Source organism: Pantoea septica, assembly GCF_002095575.1.
Lineage (GTDB): Bacteria > Pseudomonadota > Gammaproteobacteria > Enterobacterales > Enterobacteriaceae > Pantoea > Pantoea septica.
The window spans coordinates 1-16,759 of sequence record NZ_MLJJ01000045.1; the positions used below are offsets into that span (position 1 = coordinate 1).

Below are 16,759 nucleotides of genomic sequence, written 5' to 3' on the forward strand. Positions count from 1 at the left end.
GCGTTAGCAGGTGGCCTTCGGGCCACCAAAGCAGAAAAGAGCACTTCGGTGCTCTTTTTTTTGTTCATAAAACTAAGCAATCCAGCTTATCCACACTAATTCTGGGTTTGAAATAAAAATTATTCTCATTTAAGCTTTGATCATAAATTGATCGAGGTGAGCAGTAAATGTACGTTTGTTTGTGTAACGCCGTCAGCGACAAAACCCTCCGCGAGGCGGTTCGCCGCTATCAGCCTAAATCTATCCAGCAGCTGCGCCAGCTTGTCCCGGTTGGAAAGCAGTGCGGTAAGTGCATTCGCGTAGCGCGAGAAATCATGGAAGACGAGCTGCAAAACGTGCCGCTTTATAAAGAAATCGCCTAGTCGTTCTCGCGTGCCGGCTTTAATACCCACAGATTTTGTCGCGTTTTTTTGACTTCTTTTTATCCGCATCTACGCTCTAACTTAACTGGAAGCGGAGGAAGCAAAATGAAGGGCGACGTTAAAATCATAAGCCATCTCAACAAATTGCTGGGAAATGAACTGGTTGCGATCAATCAGTACTTTCTTCATGCGCGAATGTTTAAAAACTGGGGCCTGATGCGCCTTAACGACACGGAGTATCACGAATCCATCGACGAGATGAAGCACGCCGATAAATATATCGAGCGTATTCTGTTTCTGGAGGGGATTCCCAATCTACAGGATTTAGGCCGGCTGCGGATTGGCGAAGATGTCGAGGAGATGCTGCGCGCCGATCTTCAGCTGGAGCTGGAGGGGGCGAGGGATCTGCGCGAAGCGATTGCCTACGCCGATAAGGTACATGACTACGTCAGCCGCGATATGATGATCGAAATCCTCGCGGATGAAGAGCACCATATCGACTGGATTGAAACCGAGCTCGATCTCATCAGCAAGCTGGGCATTCAGAACTACCTGCAGGCGCAAATCCGGGAAAGAGACGAAGAGTAGATCCGCCGTGAAGCACACCCTGAGAGAGCCCGCTTTCGCCGCAGAATAGCGAAAGCGGGTTATGTTTTTTTACCCTGTCTTAATGCACTCGCCCGCCTGTATCCCGCTTCGCCGCATCCTGCCGCGATAATACCGCTATAAAATAAGGCTAAAAACAGAACACGGGTTGCTTCCTGAGCAGATTTACGTATAATGCGCGGGCTTGCCAATATTAGCAGGCGCGATTCGAGCAGAATCGCAGGCGGCAGCATGTTAGGTCGCCTGACAATACTCCCAATTGTGGAGTTATATGCTGAACGATTACACTCTCCCATCAATCGTAATGGGTGCGAGTAGTAATTTTTTTCGTCTATAAAAAGTTTGGAGCTCTGGTCTCATGCAGAACCAAAGAATCCGTATCCGTCTTAAAGCGTTTGATCATCGTCTGATCGATCAATCAACCGCGGAAATCGTTGAGACCGCCAAGCGCACTGGTGCGCAGGTTCGTGGTCCGATCCCGCTGCCGACTCGCAAAGAGCGCTTCACCGTTCTGATCTCTCCGCACGTTAACAAAGATGCGCGCGATCAGTACGAAATCCGCACTCACAAGCGTCTGGTAGACATCGTTGAGCCAACTGAAAAAACCGTTGATGCTCTGATGCGTCTGGATCTGGCTGCCGGTGTAGACGTGCAGATCAGCCTGGGTTAATCAGGTCATCGAGCGATTGAGAGGTTGATACAATGATTGGTTTAGTCGGTAAAAAAGTGGGCATGACCCGCGTCTTCACTGAAGACGGCGTTTCTATCCCAGTAACCGTAATCGAAGTTGAAGCAAACCGCGTTACTCAGGTCAAAGGCCTGGAGAACGATGGTTACCAGGCAATCCAGGTTACCACCGGTGCGAAAAAAGCGAACCGTGTGACCAAACCTGAAGCTGGTCATTTTGCTAAAGCTGGCGTTGAAGCCGGCCGTGGTCTGTGGGAATTCCGCACCGCTGAAGGTGAAGAGTACTCAGTTGGCCAGAGCATCAGTGTTGAAATTTTCGCTGACGTTAAAAAAGTAGACGTAACCGGTACCTCTAAAGGTAAAGGTTTCGCAGGTACCGTTAAGCGCTGGAACTTCCGTACCCAGGACGCTACCCACGGTAACTCCCTTTCTCACCGCGTTCCGGGTTCTATCGGTCAGAACCAGACTCCGGGCAAAGTGTTCAAGGGCAAGAAAATGGCAGGTCAGCTGGGTAATGAGCGCGTAACCGTTCAGAGCCTGGATGTGGTACGTGTTGACGCTGAGCGCAACCTGCTGCTGGTGAAAGGTGCTGTCCCGGGTGCGACCGGTAGCGACCTGATCGTTAAACCAGCTGTGAAGGCGTAAGGGGATAGCAATGGAATTAGTACTGAAAGACGCGCAGAGCGCGCTGACTGTTTCCGAAACTACCTTCGGTCGTGATTTCAACGAAGCGCTGGTTCACCAGGTTGTTGTTGCTTACGCTGCAGGCGCCCGTCAGGGTACCCGCGCGCAGAAAACGCGTGCTGAAGTAACTGGTTCAGGCAAAAAGCCGTGGCGCCAGAAAGGCACCGGCCGTGCGCGTTCAGGTTCTGTAAAGAGCCCGATCTGGCGTTCAGGCGGCGTGACCTTCGCTGCGCGTCCGCAGGACCACAGTCAAAAAGTTAACAAAAAGATGTACCGCGGCGCGCTGAAAAGCATCCTGTCCGAACTGGTACGTCAAGATCGTCTGATCGTTGTCGAGACGTTCTCTGTAGAAGCACCGAAAACCAAGCTGCTGGTACAGAAACTGAAAGACATGGCGCTGGAAGACGTGCTGATCATCACCGGCGAACTGGATGAGAATCTGTTCCTGGCTGCCCGCAACCTGTACAAGGTTGACGTGCGCGATGCAGCGGGTATCGACCCAGTTAGCCTGATCGCCTTCGACAAAGTCGTTATGACTGCTGATGCAGTTAAGCAAGTTGAGGAGATGCTGGCATGATCCGTGAAGAACGTCTGCTGAAAGTACTGCGCGCGCCGCACGTATCTGAAAAAGCGTCTGCTGCGATGGAAAAAACCAACACCATCGTTCTCAAAGTTGCTAAAGACGCGACCAAAGCAGAGATCGTTGCTGCTGTTGAAAAACTGTTCGAAGTAGAAGTTAAAGACGTGAACACCCTGGTTGTTAAAGGGAAAACTAAGCGTCACGGACAGCGTATCGGTCGTCGCAGCGACTGGAAAAAAGCTTACGTCACCCTGAAGGAAGGCCAGAATCTGGACTTCGTCGGCGGCGCTGAGTAAGTCGGAGGAGAAAGACAATGGCAGTTGTTAAATGTAAACCGACATCTCCGGGTCGTCGCCACGTCGTTAAAGTGGTAAACCCTGAGCTGCACAAGGGCAAACCTTTTGCCCCGCTGATCGAAAAGAACAGCAAATCCGGTGGTCGTAACAACAATGGTCGTATCACTACCCGTCATATCGGTGGTGGTCACAAGCAGGCTTACCGTATTGTTGACTTCAAACGCAACAAAGACGGTATCCCGGCAGTTGTTGAGCGTCTTGAGTACGATCCGAACCGTTCTGCGAACATCGCACTGGTTCTGTACAAAGACGGCGAACGCCGTTATATCCTGGCCCCTAAAGGCCTGAAAGCCGGCGACCAGATTCAGTCTGGCGTTGATGCTGCGATCAAAGCAGGTAACACCCTGCCGATGCGTAACATCCCGGTGGGTTCTACTGTGCACAACGTAGAAATGAAGCCGGGCAAAGGCGGTCAGATCGCTCGCTCTGCTGGCGCTTACGTGCAGATCGTTGCGCGTGAAGGCTCCTACGTTACCCTGCGTCTGCGTTCAGGCGAAATGCGTAAAATCGAAGCTGATTGCCGCGCAACCCTGGGCGAAGTCGGCAACGCTGAGCATATGCTGCGCGTGCTGGGTAAAGCTGGTGCAACTCGTTGGCGTGGTGTTCGTCCGACCGTTCGCGGTACCGCGATGAACCCAGTAGATCACCCGCACGGTGGTGGTGAAGGTCGTAACTTTGGTAAGCACCCGGTTACTCCGTGGGGCGTTCAGACCAAAGGTAAGAAGACCCGTAGCAACAAGCGTACTGATAAATTTATCGTACGTCGCCGTAGCAAATAATTTTAGAGGATAAGCCATGCCACGTTCTCTCAAGAAAGGTCCTTTTATTGACCTGCACTTGCTGAAGAAGGTAGAGAAAGCGGTGGAAAGCGGAGACAAGAAGCCCCTGCGCACCTGGTCCCGTCGTTCAACGATCTTCCCTAACATGATCGGTTTGACCATCGCTGTCCATAATGGTCGTCAGCACGTTCCTGTCTTTGTTTCCGACGAAATGGTCGGCCACAAGCTGGGTGAATTTGCACCGACACGTACTTATCGCGGCCACGCTGCTGATAAGAAAGCCAAGAAGAAATAAGTAGGAGGAAGAGATGGAAACTATTGCTCAACATCGCCATGCTCGTTCTTCTGCTCAGAAGGTTCGCCTTGTTGCTGACCTGATTCGCGGTAAGAAAGTGTCGCAGGCTCTGGATATTCTGACCTACACCAACAAGAAAGCGGCTGTACTGGTTAAGAAGGTCCTGGAATCTGCCATTGCTAACGCCGAACACAACGATGGCGCTGATATCGACGATCTGAAAGTCGCGAAAATTTTCGTAGACGAAGGCCCGAGCATGAAGCGCATTATGCCGCGTGCTAAAGGTCGTGCAGATCGCATCCTGAAGCGCACCAGCCACATTACTGTGGTTGTGTCCGATCGCTGAGACTCTGGAGACTAGCAATGGGTCAGAAAGTACATCCTAATGGTATTCGCCTGGGTATTGTAAAACCATGGAACTCTACCTGGTTTGCGAACACCAAAGAATTCGCTGACAACCTGGACAGCGATTTTAAAGTTCGTCAGTTCCTGACTAAAGAACTGGCAAAAGCGTCTGTATCCCGCATCGTTATCGAGCGTCCGGCTAAGAGCATCCGTGTGACCATTCACACCGCTCGCCCGGGTATCGTTATCGGTAAAAAGGGTGAAGACGTAGAGAAACTGCGCACGGTCGTCGCGAACATCGCTGGCGTACCTGCACAGATCAATATCGCCGAAGTCCGTAAGCCGGAACTGGACGCGAAACTGGTTGCTGACAGCATCACTTCACAGCTGGAGCGTCGCGTGATGTTCCGTCGTGCGATGAAGCGTGCTGTTCAGAACGCCATGCGTCTGGGCGCTAAAGGTATCAAAGTTGAAGTTAGCGGCCGTCTGGGTGGCGCTGAGATCGCACGTACCGAATGGTACCGTGAAGGTCGCGTACCGCTGCACACGCTGCGTGCTGACATTGACTACAACACCTCTGAAGCGCACACCACTTATGGTGTAATCGGCGTTAAGGTATGGATCTTCAAAGGCGAGATCCTGGGTGGTATGGCTGCTGTTGAACAACCGGAACCGGCTGCTCAACCTAAAAAGCAGCAGCGTAAAGGCCGTAAGTAAGGAGAGTCGCTGATGTTACAACCAAAGCGTACAAAATTCCGTAAAGTGCACAAAGGCCGCAACCGCGGTCTGGCGCAGGGTACGGATGTTAGCTTCGGTACTTTCGGTCTGAAAGCTGTTGGCCGTGGTCGTCTGACTGCTCGTCAGATCGAAGCAGCACGTCGTGCTATGACCCGTGCAGTTAAGCGTCAAGGTAAGATCTGGATCCGTGTATTCCCGGACAAACCGATCACCGAGAAGCCGCTGGAAGTGCGTATGGGTAAAGGTAAGGGTAACGTGGAGTATTGGGTTGCCCTGATTCAGCCTGGTAAAGTCCTGTATGAAATGGACGGCGTACCAGAAGAGCTGGCCCGTGAAGCCTTCAAGCTGGCAGCAGCAAAACTGCCTATCAAAACCACCTTTGTTACTAAGACGGTGATGTAATGAAAGCAACAGAGCTGCGTGAAAAAAGCGTTGAAGAGCTGAACACTGAGCTGCTTAATCTGCTGCGTGAGCAATTTAACCTGCGCATGCAGGCAGCATCCGGCCAACTGCAGCAGACCCATCTGCTGAAACAGGTTCGCCGTGATGTTGCACGCGTTAAGACTTTACTGACTGAGAAGGCGGGTGCGTAATGACCGATAAAATCCGTACTCTGCAAGGTCGTGTTGTTAGTGACAAAATGCAGAAATCTGCAGTTGTCGCTATCGAGCGTTTCGTGAAACACCCGATCTACGGTAAATTCATTAAGCGTACGACTAAGCTGCACATCCATGACGAGAACAACGAATGCGGTATTGGTGACGTGGTTGAAATCCGCGAAACCCGTCCGCTGTCCAAGACCAAATCCTGGACTCTGGTTCGCGTCATCGAGAAAGCCGTTCTGTAACAGGAATTGCTTTTTCTGAAGAAACCCTCTGCCTCGGCAGAGGGTTTTTTTTTGCCTGTTATTCACCCCATTCACAGCAATGGCTACATTATCGCCTGCCGACCTGTTCATTGTGGCTAACGCTTGTGCTACGGCGAGGGCGCCGCAGTCTGTTCCGCACAGGGACAAGGAGGCGTAGCGTGGAATAGGGGGCTCCCGGCCTGCTTCGTCGGCATGCCGCTGCCGACGGCGATCCCTTCTGTTGGCCTGGCGAAAAAAGTGGCGATACTATCGGCCCTTCACTCACTGCAGCAGAAGGGCAACGGGATGCAACGGACTCTGTTATTAAGCAATGCTGAGAGGGTTGTCTGTATGGATGATGCACGCCGCGAGATCCGCAGCGGCAGCATCTACATAAAGGGCGACATAATTGAGGCGGTTGGTCCGGCGGACGAGCTGCCGCAAAGCGCGGACGAGGTTATCGACCTGCGCAGGCACATCGTGGTGCCGGGTCTGATCAATACGCATCATCACATGTATCAAAGCCTCACCCGCGTCGTGCCGTCGGTGCAAAACGGCGAGCTGTTCAACTGGCTGACGCATCTTTATCCCATCTGGCAGAGGCTGACGCCGGAAATGATACATGTCTCCACGCAGACGGCGATGGCCGAGCTGATGCTCTCTGGCTGCACCACAACCAGCGATCATCTTTATGTCTTTCCTAACGGCTGCCGGCTCGACGACAGCATCGCGGCGGCGGCGGAGATGGGCATGCGCTTTCACGCCAGCCGCGGCAGCATGAGTGTCGGTCAGAAGCAGGGCGGTCTGCCGCCGGATAGCCTGGTAGAGAAAGAGACCGCTATCCTCGAAGATACTCAGCGCGTGATCGAGCGCTACCACGATAGCCGTCGCGGTGCCATGCTGCGCATCGTCGTCGCGCCCTGTTCTCCCTTCTCGGTTAGCCGCGAGCTAATGAAAGAATCCGCGGCGCTGGCTCGCCGCTACGGCGTCTCGATGCATACCCACCTGGCGGAGAACGACAGCGATATCCGCTACAGCCGCGAAAAGTTCAATATGACGCCGGCGCAGTATGCCGAGGATCTCGGCTGGGTAGGGCATGACGTCTGGCACGCGCACTGCGTAAAGCTTGACGATCACGGCATCGCGCTGTTTGCGCGCACCGGCACCGGCGTGGCGCACTGTCCCTGCTCCAATATGCGTCTCGCCTCCGGCATCGCGCCGATACGGCACATGTGCGACGCAGGCGTTAAGGTCGGACTCGGGGTCGACGGCTCCGCCTCTAACGACAGTTCCGACATGATCGGCGAAGCGCGTCAGGCGATGCTGCTGCAACGGGTCGGCTTTGGTCCCGACGCGATGAGCGCGCGGCAGGCGCTGGAGCTGGCGACGCGGGGCGGCGCAAAGGTGCTGAACCGCGATGACATCGGTGTCATTGCGCCCGGCATGCAGGCGGACCTGGCGGTGTTCGATCTTGACCGCCTGGGGCTGGCCGGGGCAGGGCACGATCCGGTGGCGGCGCTGGTCTTCTGCAATCCGGGTCAGGTGGCCTATAGCGTTATCAATGGAAAAGTGGTGGTGCGCAACGGCGAATTAGCGGTTATCGACCTGCCGAACGTGCTTCATCGCCATAACCAGCTGGCCGCGCAGTTGATGGCCTGGAGGCGCTAAACAGGGAGACAATGGCGAGTGTCGAAAAATAAGGCAGATTACATTTGCTACTGCTGAGACTATTCCCTAGAATACGCCCTCCCTGTTATCAGGGAAAATAAGCGGCTCCATTGCTGAGCCGTTCATTTTTTCTACCCATCTGTGAGAACCGGTGTTATAATGCCGCGCCCTCAAATATGGGGCTTTCTAACGACCTGAATTTTGGGTCCCGAAGTAGTAGTTGACATTAGCGGAGCACTAAAATGATCCAAGAACAGACTATGCTGAACGTCGCCGACAACTCCGGTGCACGTCGCGTAATGTGTATCAAGGTTCTGGGTGGCTCGCACCGTCGCTACGCAGGCGTCGGCGATATCATCAAAGTTACCATCAAGGAAGCAATTCCGCGTGGTAAGGTGAAAAAAGGTGATGTCCTGAAGGCGGTAGTGGTGCGCACCAGGAAGGGTGTTCGTCGCCCGGACGGTTCTGTCATTCGCTTCGATGGTAACGCATGCGTTATTTTGAACAATAACAGCGAGCAGCCAATCGGAACACGTATTTTTGGGCCGGTAACTCGTGAACTTCGTACTGAAAAGTTCATGAAAATTATCTCTCTGGCACCAGAAGTACTCTAAGGAGCGAACAATGGCAGCGAAAATCCGTCGTAACGACGAAGTTATCGTGCTGACCGGCAAAGATAAAGGTAAGCGCGGTAAAGTTAAGAATGTCCTGTCTTCTGGCAAGGTCATCGTTGAAGGCATCAACCTGGTTAAGAAACACCAGAAGCCGGTTCCGGCTCTGAACCAACCGGGTGGCATCGTTGAAAAAGAAGCCGCTATTCAGGTTTCCAACGTTGCGCTTTTCAATGCGGCAACCGGCAAGGCTGACCGTGTAGGCTTTAGATTCGAAGACGGCAAAAAAGTCCGTTTCTTCAAGTCTAACAGCGAAACTATCAAGTAATTTGGAGTAGTACGATGGCGAAACTGCATGATTACTACAAAGACGAAGTAGTCCAGAAACTCATGACAGAGTTTGGCTACACTTCTGTCATGCAAGTCCCTCGGGTCGAGAAGATCACCCTGAACATGGGTGTTGGTGAAGCGATCGCTGACAAGAAACTGCTGGAAAACGCAGCAGCTGACCTGGCAGCAATCTCCGGTCAAAAACCGCTGGTCACCAAAGCACGCAAATCAGTTGCAGGCTTCAAAATCCGTCAGGGCTATCCGATCGGCTGTAAAGTAACTCTGCGCGGCGAGCGCATGTGGGAGTTCTTTGAGCGTCTGATCACCATTGCTGTACCGCGTATCCGCGACTTCCGTGGTTTGTCCGCGAAGTCTTTCGACGGTCGTGGCAACTACAGCATGGGCGTTCGTGAGCAGATCATCTTCCCAGAAATCGACTACGACAAAGTCGATCGCGTTCGTGGTTTGGATATCACCATTACCACTACTGCGAAATCTGATGATGAAGGCCGTGCTCTGCTGACTGCCTTTGACTTCCCGTTCCGCAAGTAAGGTAGGGTTACTTAATGGCTAAGCAATCAATGAAAGCACGCGAAGTTAAGCGTGTGAAATTAGCAGACAAATTCTTCGCAAAACGCGCTGAACTGAAAGCGATCATTTCTGATGTGAACGCAACCGACGAAGATCGTTGGAACGCTGTTCTCAAGCTGCAGACTCTGCCGCGTGATTCCAGCCCGTCTCGTCAGCGTAACCGCTGCCGTCAAACAGGTCGTCCGCACGGTTTCCTGCGGAAGTTCGGGTTGAGCCGTATCAAGGTCCGTGAAGCCGCTATGCGCGGTGAAATCCCGGGTCTGAAAAAGGCTAGCTGGTAATTGTCACCAATTGAATCACGGGAGTAAAGACAGATGAGCATGCAAGATCCGATCGCGGATATGCTGACCCGTATCCGTAACGGTCAGGCCGCGAACAAAGCTGCGGTCACCATGCCTTCCTCCAAGCTGAAAGTGGCAATTGCCAACGTGCTGAAGGAAGAAGGTTATATTGAAGATTTCAAAATCGAAGGCGACATCAAGCCGGAACTGGAACTGACTCTTAAGTACTTCCAGGGTAAAGCTGTTGTAGAAAGCATTCAGCGTGTCAGCCGCCCAGGTCTGCGCATCTATAAGAAAAAAGATGAGCTGCCGAAAGTTATGGCGGGATTAGGTATTGCTGTTATTTCTACCTCTAAAGGTGTCATGACTGATCGTGCAGCGCGCCAGGCTGGTCTTGGCGGCGAAATTATCTGCTACGTAGCGTAATCGGAGGAAACTATGTCTCGTGTTGCTAAAGCACCTGTCGTTGTTCCTGCCGGCGTAGAGGTAAAACTCGACGGTCAGGTAATTTCGATTAAAGGTAAAAACGGCGAGCTGACTCGTACTATCAATAATGCCGTAGAAGTTAAGCATGCTGACAATGCACTGACCTTCGCTCCGCGCGACGGTTTTGCAAACGGCTGGGCGCAGGCGGGTACCGCTCGTGCGCTGCTGAACGGCATGGTTATCGGTGTTACCGAAGGCTTCACTAAGAAGCTGCAGCTGGTTGGTGTTGGTTATCGTGCTGCCGTCAAAGGCAACGTGGTTAACCTGTCACTGGGTTTTTCTCACCCGGTTGATCATCAGCTGCCCGCGGGTATCTCTGCAGAATGTCCGACTCAGACTGAAATCGTGCTGAAAGGCGCTGATAAACAACTGATCGGCCAGGTTGCAGCTGACTTGCGCGCCTACCGTCGTCCTGAGCCTTACAAAGGCAAGGGTGTCCGTTACGCCGACGAAGTCGTGCGTATCAAAGAGGCTAAGAAGAAGTAAGGTAACACTATGGATAAGAAATCTGCTCGTATCCGTCGTGCGACCCGTGCACGTCGCAAGCTCAAAGAGCTGGGTGCTACTCGCCTGGTGGTACATCGTACCCCGCGTCACATTTACGCACAGGTGATCGCCCCGAACGGTTCCGAAGTTCTGGTTGCTGCTTCTACTGTAGAAAAAGCTATCTCTGAACAACTGAAGTACACCGGCAACAAAGATGCAGCTGCCGCAGTAGGTAAAGCTATTGCAGAGCGCGCTATCGAAAAAGGCATCAAAGATGTTTCTTTCGACCGTTCCGGTTTCCAATATCATGGTCGTGTCCAGGCACTGGCAGATGCTGCTCGTGAAGCTGGCCTTCAGTTCTAAGGTAGAGGTCTAGGATGTCACACATCGAGAAACAAGCTGGCGAACTGCAGGAAAAACTGATCGCGGTAAACCGTGTTTCTAAAACTGTGAAAGGTGGTCGTATCTTTTCCTTCACCGCACTGACTGTAGTGGGTGATGGTAACGGCCGCGTTGGTTTTGGTTACGGTAAAGCGCGTGAAGTCCCGGCAGCGATCCAGAAAGCGATGGAGAAAGCCCGTCGCAACATGATTAACGTCGCGCTGACCAACGGCACCCTGCAGCACCCGGTTAAAGGTGCGCACACGGGTTCCCGCGTGTTCATGCAGCCGGCTTCAGAAGGTACCGGTATCATCGCCGGTGGTGCAATGCGCGCCGTTCTGGAAGTCGCTGGAGTTCATAACGTTCTGGCTAAAGCCTATGGTTCCACCAACCCGATCAACGTGGTTCGTGCAACTATCGACGGTCTGGAAAATATGAATTCTCCAGAAATGGTCGCTGCCAAGCGTGGTAAATCCGTTGAAGAAATTCTGGGGTAATCACGATGGCTAAGACTATTAAAATCACTCAAACCCGTAGCTCAATCGGCCGCCTGCCTAAGCACAAAGCCACTCTGGTTGGTCTGGGTCTGCGTCGTATTGGCCACACCGTTGAGCGTGAAGACACGCCGGCAGTACGCGGTATGGTCAACGCGATCTCTTACATGCTGAAAGTAGAGGAGTAACAGATGCGTTTAAATACTCTGTCTCCGGCCGAAGGCTCCAGGCACGCTTCTAAGCGTCTGGGTCGTGGTATCGGTTCTGGCCTCGGCAAAACCGGTGGTCGTGGTCACAAAGGTCAGAACTCTCGTTCTGGCGGTGGCGTACGTCGCGGTTTCGAGGGTGGTCAGATGCCTCTGTACCGTCGTCTGCCGAAGTTCGGCTTCACCTCGCGTAAATCATTCGTGACTGCAGAAGTGCGTCTGTCTGATCTGGCGAAAGTGGAAGGCGGTATCGTTGACCTGAGCACGCTGAAAGCAGCCAACATTATCGGTGTTCAGATCGAATTCGCGAAAGTGATTCTGTCTGGTGAAGTTTCTGCACCGGTAACGGTTCGCGGTCTGCGTGTCACCAAAGGTGCTCGTGCTGCAATCGAAGCTGCTGGCGGTAAAATCGAGGAATAAGTAGCAGATGGCTAAACAACCGGGATTAGATTTTCAAAGTGCCAAAGGTGGATTTGGTGAACTGAAACGCAGACTGCTGTTTGTAATCGGTGCACTGATTGTCTTCCGAATTGGCTCTTTTATTCCAATCCCTGGTATTGATGCCGCTGTACTTGCCAAACTGCTTGAGCAACAGCGTGGCACCATCATTGAAATGTTCAACATGTTCTCTGGTGGTGCTCTCAGCCGTGCTTCAATCTTCGCGCTGGGTATTATGCCGTATATTTCGGCCTCTATTATTATCCAGCTGCTGACGGTGGTTCATCCAGCGTTAGCGGAGATTAAGAAGGAAGGGGAGGCTGGCCGTCGTAAGATTAGCCAGTACACCCGCTACGGTACGTTGGTATTGGCGATATTTCAGTCAATCGGTATTGCTACCGGTTTACCGAATATGCCTGGGATGCAGGGCCTGGTGTTGAATCCAGGCTTTGCCTTCTACTTTACCGCTGTTGTTAGTCTGGTTACCGGGACAATGTTCCTGATGTGGCTGGGCGAACAGATTACTGAACGAGGTATCGGCAACGGTATTTCGATCATTATCTTCGCGGGTATCGTTGCGGGACTTCCGCCGGCCATTGGCCATACCATCGAGCAAGCGCGGCAAGGCGACCTGCACTTCCTCCTGTTGCTGTTGGTTGCAGTTCTCGTATTTGCAGTGACCTTCTTCGTTGTTTTCGTTGAGCGTGGCCAGCGCCGCATTGTGGTGAACTATGCGAAACGTCAGCAAGGTCGTCGTGTATACGCTGCACAGAGCACACATTTACCGTTGAAAGTGAACATGGCGGGCGTTATTCCGGCTATTTTTGCTTCCAGCATTATTCTGTTCCCCGCGACGATAGCATCCTGGTTCGGGGGCGGTACCGGTTGGAACTGGCTGACAACAATTTCGCTGTATTTGCAGCCAGGACAGCCGCTATATGTGCTACTCTATGCGACTGCAATCATCTTCTTCTGCTTTTTCTATACGGCGTTGGTTTTCAACCCGCGCGAAACGGCAGATAACCTGAAGAAGTCTGGTGCATTCGTACCGGGAATTCGTCCGGGAGAGCAAACGGCGAAGTATATCGATAAAGTAATGACGCGTCTGACCTTAATCGGCGCACTGTACATTACCTTTATTTGCCTGATCCCGGAGTTCATGCGTGATGCGATGAAAGTTCCCTTCTACTTTGGCGGTACATCACTGCTCATTGTAGTGGTCGTCATCATGGACTTTATGGCTCAAGTGCAAACTCTGATGATGTCTAGTCAGTACGAGTCTGCATTGAAGAAAGCAAACCTGAAAGGCTACGGCCGTTAATTCAGGCGCTTGAGAAGTTACGGAGAGTAAAAATGAAAGTTCGTGCTTCCGTCAAGAAATTATGTCGTAACTGCAAAATCATCCGTCGCGACGGTGTCGTACGTGTGATTTGCAGCGCCGAGCCTAAGCATAAACAGCGCCAGGGCTGATTTTTTCACATATTTTTCTTGCAAAGTCGGGTTGAGCTGGCTAGATTAGCCAGCCAATCTTTTGTATGTCAATGCGTTTCCATTTGAGTATCCTGAAAACGGGCTTTTCAGCATGGGGCGCATTTATTTAATTATAGGAGTGCATAGTGGCCCGTATAGCAGGCATTAACATTCCTGATCATAAACACACCGTTATCGCATTAACTTCGATTTTCGGTATCGGCAAGACCCGTTCTAAAGCCATTTGCGCTGCAACGGGTATCGCTGAAGATGTTAAGATCAGTGAGCTGTCTGAAGAACAAATTGATCAGCTGCGTGATGCGGTTGGTAAATTCGTTGTTGAAGGTGATCTGCGCCGTGAAATCACCCTGAGCATCAAGCGTCTGATGGACCTTGGTTGCTATCGTGGTTTGCGCCATCGTCGTGGTCTGCCAGTACGCGGTCAGCGTACTAAGACCAATGCACGTACCCGTAAGGGTCCGCGCAAACCGATCAAGAAATAATCGGGGTGAGTAAATAATGGCAAAGGCACCAGTTCGTGCACGTAAGCGTGTAAGAAAGCAAGTCTCAGATGGCGTGGCTCATGTCCATGCTTCTTTTAACAACACCATCGTTACCATTACTGATCGTCAGGGTAACGCGCTGGGTTGGGCAACCGCCGGTGGTTCCGGTTTCCGCGGTTCACGTAAATCTACTCCGTTTGCTGCTCAGGTCGCTGCAGAGCGCTGTGCAGAAGCCGTGAAAGATTACGGTATTAAGAACCTGGAAGTTATGGTTAAGGGTCCGGGTCCGGGTCGCGAATCAACAATTCGTGCTCTGAACGCCGCAGGTTTCCGCATCACTAATATTACTGATGTGACTCCGATCCCTCACAACGGTTGTCGTCCGCCGAAAAAACGTCGCGTATAACGCCGCGTTTTTAGGATAGTTGGAGAAAGAAAATGGCAAGATATTTGGGTCCTAAGCTCAAGCTGAGCCGTCGTGAGGGCACAGACCTTTTCCTGAAGTCTGGCGTTCGCGCGATTGATTCCAAGTGTAAAATTGAACAAGCCCCTGGTCAGCATGGTGCGCGTAAACCGCGTCTGTCTGATTACGGCGGCCAGTTGCGTGAAAAACAAAAAGTTCGTCGTATCTACGGCGTTCTGGAACGTCAGTTCCGCAACTACTATAAAGAAGCAGCACGTCTGAAAGGCAACACCGGTGCAAACCTGTTAGCTCTGCTGGAAGGTCGTCTGGATAACGTAGTTTACCGTATGGGCTTCGGCGCCACTCGTGCAGAAGCACGCCAGCTGGTCAGCCACAAGTCTGTAATGGTTAACGGCCGCGTTGTTAACATCGCTTCTTATCAGGTATCTCCGAATGATGTCGTAAGCATCCGCGAGAAAGCCAAAAAGCAATCTCGCGTGAAGGCCGCTCTGGAGCTGGCTGAGCAGCGTGAAAAGCCAACCTGGCTGGAAGTTGATGCGACTAAGATGGAAGGTGTGTTCAAGCGTATTCCTGAGCGTACCGATCTGTCTGCGGACATTAACGAACACCTGATCGTCGAGCTTTACTCCAAGTAAAGCTTAGTACCAAAGAGAGGACACAATGCAGGGTTCTGTGACAGAGTTTCTAAAACCGCGCCTGGTAGATATCGAGCAAGTGAGTTCGACGCACGCCAAGGTGACCCTTGAGCCTTTAGAGCGTGGCTTTGGCCATACTCTTGGTAACGCACTGCGCCGTATTCTGCTTTCTTCCATGCCGGGTTGCGCGGTGACCGAGGTTGAAATTGATGGTGTACTGCATGAGTACAGCACCAAAGAGGGCGTACAGGAAGATATCCTGGAAATCCTGCTCAACCTGAAAGGGCTGGCGGTAAGAGTTCAGGGTAAAGATGAAGTCATTCTGACCCTGAATAAATCTGGCATTGGCCCTGTGACTGCAGCCGACATTACCCATGACGGTGATGTCGAAATCGTCAAGCCGCAGCACGTGATCTGTCACCTGACCGATGAGAACGCCGCTATCAGCATGCGTATCAAAGTTCAGCGTGGTCGTGGTTATGTGCCGGCTTCTGCCCGAATTCATTCGGAAGAAGATGAGCGCCCAATCGGCCGCCTGTTGGTCGACGCTTGCTACAGCCCTGTAGACCGTATCGCCTACAATGTTGAAGCAGCGCGTGTAGAACAGCGCACCGACCTGGACAAGCTGGTCATCGAAATGGAAACCAACGGCACAATCGATCCTGAAGAGGCGATTCGTCGTGCGGCGACCATCCTGGCAGAACAACTGGAAGCTTTCGTTGACTTACGTGATGTACGTCAGCCGGAAGTGAAAGAAGAGAAACCAGAATTCGATCCGATCCTGCTGCGCCCTGTTGACGATCTGGAATTGACTGTCCGCTCTGCTAACTGCCTTAAGGCAGAAGCTATCCACTACATCGGTGATCTGGTACAGCGTACCGAGGTTGAGCTGCTTAAAACGCCTAACCTGGGTAAAAAATCTCTTACCGAGATTAAAGATGTGCTCGCCTCACGTGGTCTTTCTCTGGGCATGCGCCTCGAGAACTGGCCACCGGCAAGCATTGCTGATGAATAACCGGATCACAGGTTAAGGTTTCACTGAGAAGGATAAGGTCATGCGCCATCGTAAGAGTGGTCGTCAACTGAACCGCAACAGCAGCCATCGTCAGGCTATGTTCCGCAACATGGCCGGTTCTCTGGTTCGTCATGAGATCATCAAAACGACTCTGCCGAAAGCCAAAGAGCTGCGCCGCGTAGTTGAGCCGCTGATTACTCTTGCCAAGACCGACAGCGTAGCTAATCGTCGTCTGGCATTCGCCCGTACTCGTGACAACGAGATCGTGGCAAAACTGTTTAACGAGCTGGGCCCGCGTTTCGCGAGCCGTGCCGGTGGTTACACTCGCATTCTGAAGTGTGGCTTCCGTGCTGGTGACAACGCTCCGATGGCATACATCGAGCTGGTTGATCGTCCAGAAGCTCAAGCAGAAGCTGCCGCAGAGTAATCTGCAGCATCGTAAAAAACCCGCTTCGGCGGGT

The 16,759-nt window shown here is 52.3% G+C and carries 31 protein-coding genes; all 31 read left to right on the forward strand.

Annotated elements, in window-relative coordinates:
- The first annotated feature begins 167 nt into the window (after positions 1 to 167).
- The 31 genes from bfd (at position 168) to rplQ (ending at position 16,725) form a co-directional block, all read left to right on the forward strand.
- On the forward strand, positions 168 to 362 hold the full coding sequence (gene bfd, locus HA46_RS18305) for a bacterioferritin-associated ferredoxin (RefSeq protein ID WP_033752979.1): 195 nt from the start codon (positions 168 to 170) through the stop codon (positions 360 to 362).
- 105 nt (positions 363 to 467) lie between these two features.
- A complete protein-coding gene (gene bfr / locus HA46_RS18310; protein WP_033792405.1) occupies positions 468 to 950 on the forward strand; it encodes a bacterioferritin in 483 nt (160 codons plus the stop codon).
- A gap of 376 nt (positions 951 to 1,326) precedes the next feature.
- A complete protein-coding gene (rpsJ, locus tag HA46_RS18315; protein ID WP_001181005.1) occupies positions 1,327 to 1,638 on the forward strand; it encodes a 30S ribosomal protein S10 in 312 nt (103 codons plus the stop codon).
- A gap of 32 nt (positions 1,639 to 1,670) precedes the next feature.
- Positions 1,671 to 2,300 (forward strand): 50S ribosomal protein L3, encoded by a 630-nt coding sequence (rplC, locus tag HA46_RS18320; RefSeq protein ID WP_033792404.1) that lies wholly within the window; start codon positions 1,671 to 1,673, stop codon positions 2,298 to 2,300.
- Between the two features lie 10 nt (positions 2,301 to 2,310).
- Positions 2,311 to 2,916 (forward strand): 50S ribosomal protein L4, encoded by a 606-nt coding sequence (gene rplD / locus HA46_RS18325; RefSeq protein WP_033752971.1) that lies wholly within the window; start codon positions 2,311 to 2,313, stop codon positions 2,914 to 2,916.
- Complete coding sequence (gene rplW, locus HA46_RS18330) at positions 2,913 to 3,215, forward strand: 50S ribosomal protein L23 (protein WP_033752969.1); 303 nt, start codon at positions 2,913 to 2,915, stop codon at positions 3,213 to 3,215. Before rplD ends, rplW begins: the two co-directional genes overlap by 4 nt.
- 17 nt (positions 3,216 to 3,232) lie before the next feature.
- Positions 3,233 to 4,054 carry a 50S ribosomal protein L2 gene (gene rplB / locus HA46_RS18335; protein ID WP_033752967.1) on the forward strand — a complete coding sequence of 274 codons (822 nt, stop codon included), beginning with the start codon at positions 3,233 to 3,235 and terminating at the stop codon, positions 4,052 to 4,054.
- 16 nt (positions 4,055 to 4,070) lie between these two features.
- On the forward strand, positions 4,071 to 4,349 hold the full coding sequence (gene rpsS / locus HA46_RS18340; protein ID WP_001138115.1) for a 30S ribosomal protein S19: 279 nt from the start codon (positions 4,071 to 4,073) through the stop codon (positions 4,347 to 4,349).
- A 13-nt stretch (positions 4,350 to 4,362) separates the two neighbouring features.
- Positions 4,363 to 4,695 (forward strand): 50S ribosomal protein L22, encoded by a 333-nt coding sequence (rplV, locus tag HA46_RS18345; RefSeq protein WP_007891659.1) that lies wholly within the window; start codon positions 4,363 to 4,365, stop codon positions 4,693 to 4,695.
- A gap of 17 nt (positions 4,696 to 4,712) precedes the next feature.
- Entirely contained in the window at positions 4,713 to 5,411 is a 699-nt protein-coding gene (rpsC, locus tag HA46_RS18350; RefSeq protein ID WP_009087585.1) for a 30S ribosomal protein S3, read from the forward strand.
- 12 nt (positions 5,412 to 5,423) lie between these two features.
- Complete coding sequence (rplP, locus tag HA46_RS18355; RefSeq protein ID WP_002438716.1) at positions 5,424 to 5,834, forward strand: 50S ribosomal protein L16; 411 nt, start codon at positions 5,424 to 5,426, stop codon at positions 5,832 to 5,834.
- Positions 5,834 to 6,025, forward strand: coding sequence for a 50S ribosomal protein L29 (gene rpmC, locus HA46_RS18360; protein ID WP_025902044.1), 192 nt, complete (start codon positions 5,834 to 5,836; stop codon positions 6,023 to 6,025). Before rplP ends, rpmC begins: the two co-directional genes overlap by 1 nt.
- Positions 6,025 to 6,279 (forward strand): 30S ribosomal protein S17, encoded by a 255-nt coding sequence (gene rpsQ / locus HA46_RS18365; RefSeq protein ID WP_033752951.1) that lies wholly within the window; start codon positions 6,025 to 6,027, stop codon positions 6,277 to 6,279. Before rpmC ends, rpsQ begins: the two co-directional genes overlap by 1 nt.
- A 306-nt stretch (positions 6,280 to 6,585) precedes the next feature.
- A complete protein-coding gene (locus tag HA46_RS18370; RefSeq protein ID WP_084885968.1) occupies positions 6,586 to 7,947 on the forward strand; it encodes an 8-oxoguanine deaminase in 1,362 nt (453 codons plus the stop codon).
- 242 nt (positions 7,948 to 8,189) lie between these two features.
- Positions 8,190 to 8,561 carry a 50S ribosomal protein L14 gene (rplN, locus tag HA46_RS18375; RefSeq protein ID WP_006120590.1) on the forward strand — a complete coding sequence of 124 codons (372 nt, stop codon included), beginning with the start codon at positions 8,190 to 8,192 and terminating at the stop codon, positions 8,559 to 8,561.
- 10 nt (positions 8,562 to 8,571) lie between these two features.
- Positions 8,572 to 8,886 (forward strand): 50S ribosomal protein L24, encoded by a 315-nt coding sequence (gene rplX, locus HA46_RS18380; RefSeq protein WP_003850150.1) that lies wholly within the window; start codon positions 8,572 to 8,574, stop codon positions 8,884 to 8,886.
- A gap of 14 nt (positions 8,887 to 8,900) precedes the next feature.
- On the forward strand, positions 8,901 to 9,440 hold the full coding sequence (gene rplE, locus HA46_RS18385) for a 50S ribosomal protein L5 (protein WP_033752947.1): 540 nt from the start codon (positions 8,901 to 8,903) through the stop codon (positions 9,438 to 9,440).
- Positions 9,441 to 9,454: 14 nt separating this feature from the next.
- Positions 9,455 to 9,760 carry a 30S ribosomal protein S14 gene (rpsN, locus tag HA46_RS18390; protein WP_033752945.1) on the forward strand — a complete coding sequence of 102 codons (306 nt, stop codon included), beginning with the start codon at positions 9,455 to 9,457 and terminating at the stop codon, positions 9,758 to 9,760.
- A 33-nt stretch (positions 9,761 to 9,793) separates the two neighbouring features.
- A complete protein-coding gene (gene rpsH, locus HA46_RS18395; RefSeq protein WP_033752943.1) occupies positions 9,794 to 10,186 on the forward strand; it encodes a 30S ribosomal protein S8 in 393 nt (130 codons plus the stop codon).
- Between the two features lie 12 nt (positions 10,187 to 10,198).
- Positions 10,199 to 10,732: a 50S ribosomal protein L6 gene (gene rplF, locus HA46_RS18400; protein ID WP_033752942.1), complete on the forward strand. Its 534-nt coding sequence runs from the start codon at positions 10,199 to 10,201 to the stop codon at positions 10,730 to 10,732.
- 9 nt (positions 10,733 to 10,741) lie between these two features.
- Positions 10,742 to 11,095 (forward strand): 50S ribosomal protein L18, encoded by a 354-nt coding sequence (gene rplR / locus HA46_RS18405; RefSeq protein ID WP_033752941.1) that lies wholly within the window; start codon positions 10,742 to 10,744, stop codon positions 11,093 to 11,095.
- 14 nt (positions 11,096 to 11,109) lie between these two features.
- A complete protein-coding gene (rpsE, locus tag HA46_RS18410; RefSeq protein WP_033792403.1) occupies positions 11,110 to 11,610 on the forward strand; it encodes a 30S ribosomal protein S5 in 501 nt (166 codons plus the stop codon).
- A 5-nt stretch (positions 11,611 to 11,615) separates the two neighbouring features.
- Positions 11,616 to 11,795, forward strand: coding sequence for a 50S ribosomal protein L30 (gene rpmD / locus HA46_RS18415; protein ID WP_021186404.1), 180 nt, complete (start codon positions 11,616 to 11,618; stop codon positions 11,793 to 11,795).
- Between the two features lie 3 nt (positions 11,796 to 11,798).
- Positions 11,799 to 12,233 carry a 50S ribosomal protein L15 gene (gene rplO / locus HA46_RS18420; protein ID WP_084885955.1) on the forward strand — a complete coding sequence of 145 codons (435 nt, stop codon included), beginning with the start codon at positions 11,799 to 11,801 and terminating at the stop codon, positions 12,231 to 12,233.
- Between the two features lie 7 nt (positions 12,234 to 12,240).
- Positions 12,241 to 13,572 carry a preprotein translocase subunit SecY gene (secY, locus tag HA46_RS18425; RefSeq protein ID WP_033752936.1) on the forward strand — a complete coding sequence of 444 codons (1,332 nt, stop codon included), beginning with the start codon at positions 12,241 to 12,243 and terminating at the stop codon, positions 13,570 to 13,572.
- Between the two features lie 32 nt (positions 13,573 to 13,604).
- Positions 13,605 to 13,721, forward strand: coding sequence for a 50S ribosomal protein L36 (gene rpmJ, locus HA46_RS18430; protein WP_004160566.1), 117 nt, complete (start codon positions 13,605 to 13,607; stop codon positions 13,719 to 13,721).
- 146 nt (positions 13,722 to 13,867) lie between these two features.
- Positions 13,868 to 14,224, forward strand: coding sequence for a 30S ribosomal protein S13 (rpsM, locus tag HA46_RS18435; protein ID WP_033752934.1), 357 nt, complete (start codon positions 13,868 to 13,870; stop codon positions 14,222 to 14,224).
- A gap of 16 nt (positions 14,225 to 14,240) precedes the next feature.
- Positions 14,241 to 14,630 carry a 30S ribosomal protein S11 gene (rpsK, locus tag HA46_RS18440; RefSeq protein WP_004160563.1) on the forward strand — a complete coding sequence of 130 codons (390 nt, stop codon included), beginning with the start codon at positions 14,241 to 14,243 and terminating at the stop codon, positions 14,628 to 14,630.
- 32 nt (positions 14,631 to 14,662) lie between these two features.
- Entirely contained in the window at positions 14,663 to 15,283 is a 621-nt protein-coding gene (gene rpsD, locus HA46_RS18445; protein WP_033752932.1) for a 30S ribosomal protein S4, read from the forward strand.
- A 25-nt stretch (positions 15,284 to 15,308) separates the two neighbouring features.
- On the forward strand, positions 15,309 to 16,298 hold the full coding sequence (locus tag HA46_RS18450) for a DNA-directed RNA polymerase subunit alpha (protein ID WP_003850179.1): 990 nt from the start codon (positions 15,309 to 15,311) through the stop codon (positions 16,296 to 16,298).
- 40 nt (positions 16,299 to 16,338) lie between these two features.
- The gene (gene rplQ, locus HA46_RS18455) at positions 16,339 to 16,725 is read left to right on the forward strand and encodes a 50S ribosomal protein L17 (RefSeq protein WP_003850180.1); all 387 of its coding nucleotides are present in this window, start codon (positions 16,339 to 16,341) and stop codon (positions 16,723 to 16,725) included.
- The last annotated feature ends 34 nt before the right edge of the window (positions 16,726 to 16,759 follow it).

What these genes read in the sequence shown, in the direction of transcription:
- bfd (WP_033752979.1), top strand. Translation starts at nt 168, where the DNA reads ATGTACGTTTGTTTGTGTAACGCCGTCAGCGACAAAACCCTCCGCGAG.
- bfr (WP_033792405.1), top strand. Translation starts at nt 468, where the DNA reads ATGAAGGGCGACGTTAAAATCATAAGCCATCTCAACAAATTGCTGGGA.
- rpsJ (WP_001181005.1), top strand. Translation starts at nt 1,327, where the DNA reads ATGCAGAACCAAAGAATCCGTATCCGTCTTAAAGCGTTTGATCATCGT.
- rplC (WP_033792404.1), top strand. Translation starts at nt 1,671, where the DNA reads ATGATTGGTTTAGTCGGTAAAAAAGTGGGCATGACCCGCGTCTTCACT.
- rplD (WP_033752971.1), top strand. Translation starts at nt 2,311, where the DNA reads ATGGAATTAGTACTGAAAGACGCGCAGAGCGCGCTGACTGTTTCCGAA.
- rplW (WP_033752969.1), top strand. Translation starts at nt 2,913, where the DNA reads ATGATCCGTGAAGAACGTCTGCTGAAAGTACTGCGCGCGCCGCACGTA.
- rplB (WP_033752967.1), top strand. Translation starts at nt 3,233, where the DNA reads ATGGCAGTTGTTAAATGTAAACCGACATCTCCGGGTCGTCGCCACGTC.
- rpsS (WP_001138115.1), top strand. Translation starts at nt 4,071, where the DNA reads ATGCCACGTTCTCTCAAGAAAGGTCCTTTTATTGACCTGCACTTGCTG.
- rplV (WP_007891659.1), top strand. Translation starts at nt 4,363, where the DNA reads ATGGAAACTATTGCTCAACATCGCCATGCTCGTTCTTCTGCTCAGAAG.
- rpsC (WP_009087585.1), top strand. Translation starts at nt 4,713, where the DNA reads ATGGGTCAGAAAGTACATCCTAATGGTATTCGCCTGGGTATTGTAAAA.
- rplP (WP_002438716.1), top strand. Translation starts at nt 5,424, where the DNA reads ATGTTACAACCAAAGCGTACAAAATTCCGTAAAGTGCACAAAGGCCGC.
- rpmC (WP_025902044.1), top strand. Translation starts at nt 5,834, where the DNA reads ATGAAAGCAACAGAGCTGCGTGAAAAAAGCGTTGAAGAGCTGAACACT.
- rpsQ (WP_033752951.1), top strand. Translation starts at nt 6,025, where the DNA reads ATGACCGATAAAATCCGTACTCTGCAAGGTCGTGTTGTTAGTGACAAA.
- HA46_RS18370 (WP_084885968.1), top strand. Translation starts at nt 6,586, where the DNA reads ATGCAACGGACTCTGTTATTAAGCAATGCTGAGAGGGTTGTCTGTATG.
- rplN (WP_006120590.1), top strand. Translation starts at nt 8,190, where the DNA reads ATGATCCAAGAACAGACTATGCTGAACGTCGCCGACAACTCCGGTGCA.
- rplX (WP_003850150.1), top strand. Translation starts at nt 8,572, where the DNA reads ATGGCAGCGAAAATCCGTCGTAACGACGAAGTTATCGTGCTGACCGGC.
- rplE (WP_033752947.1), top strand. Translation starts at nt 8,901, where the DNA reads ATGGCGAAACTGCATGATTACTACAAAGACGAAGTAGTCCAGAAACTC.
- rpsN (WP_033752945.1), top strand. Translation starts at nt 9,455, where the DNA reads ATGGCTAAGCAATCAATGAAAGCACGCGAAGTTAAGCGTGTGAAATTA.
- rpsH (WP_033752943.1), top strand. Translation starts at nt 9,794, where the DNA reads ATGAGCATGCAAGATCCGATCGCGGATATGCTGACCCGTATCCGTAAC.
- rplF (WP_033752942.1), top strand. Translation starts at nt 10,199, where the DNA reads ATGTCTCGTGTTGCTAAAGCACCTGTCGTTGTTCCTGCCGGCGTAGAG.
- rplR (WP_033752941.1), top strand. Translation starts at nt 10,742, where the DNA reads ATGGATAAGAAATCTGCTCGTATCCGTCGTGCGACCCGTGCACGTCGC.
- rpsE (WP_033792403.1), top strand. Translation starts at nt 11,110, where the DNA reads ATGTCACACATCGAGAAACAAGCTGGCGAACTGCAGGAAAAACTGATC.
- rpmD (WP_021186404.1), top strand. Translation starts at nt 11,616, where the DNA reads ATGGCTAAGACTATTAAAATCACTCAAACCCGTAGCTCAATCGGCCGC.
- rplO (WP_084885955.1), top strand. Translation starts at nt 11,799, where the DNA reads ATGCGTTTAAATACTCTGTCTCCGGCCGAAGGCTCCAGGCACGCTTCT.
- secY (WP_033752936.1), top strand. Translation starts at nt 12,241, where the DNA reads ATGGCTAAACAACCGGGATTAGATTTTCAAAGTGCCAAAGGTGGATTT.
- rpmJ (WP_004160566.1), top strand. Translation starts at nt 13,605, where the DNA reads ATGAAAGTTCGTGCTTCCGTCAAGAAATTATGTCGTAACTGCAAAATC.
- rpsK (WP_004160563.1), top strand. Translation starts at nt 14,241, where the DNA reads ATGGCAAAGGCACCAGTTCGTGCACGTAAGCGTGTAAGAAAGCAAGTC.
- rpsD (WP_033752932.1), top strand. Translation starts at nt 14,663, where the DNA reads ATGGCAAGATATTTGGGTCCTAAGCTCAAGCTGAGCCGTCGTGAGGGC.
- HA46_RS18450 (WP_003850179.1), top strand. Translation starts at nt 15,309, where the DNA reads ATGCAGGGTTCTGTGACAGAGTTTCTAAAACCGCGCCTGGTAGATATC.
- rplQ (WP_003850180.1), top strand. Translation starts at nt 16,339, where the DNA reads ATGCGCCATCGTAAGAGTGGTCGTCAACTGAACCGCAACAGCAGCCAT.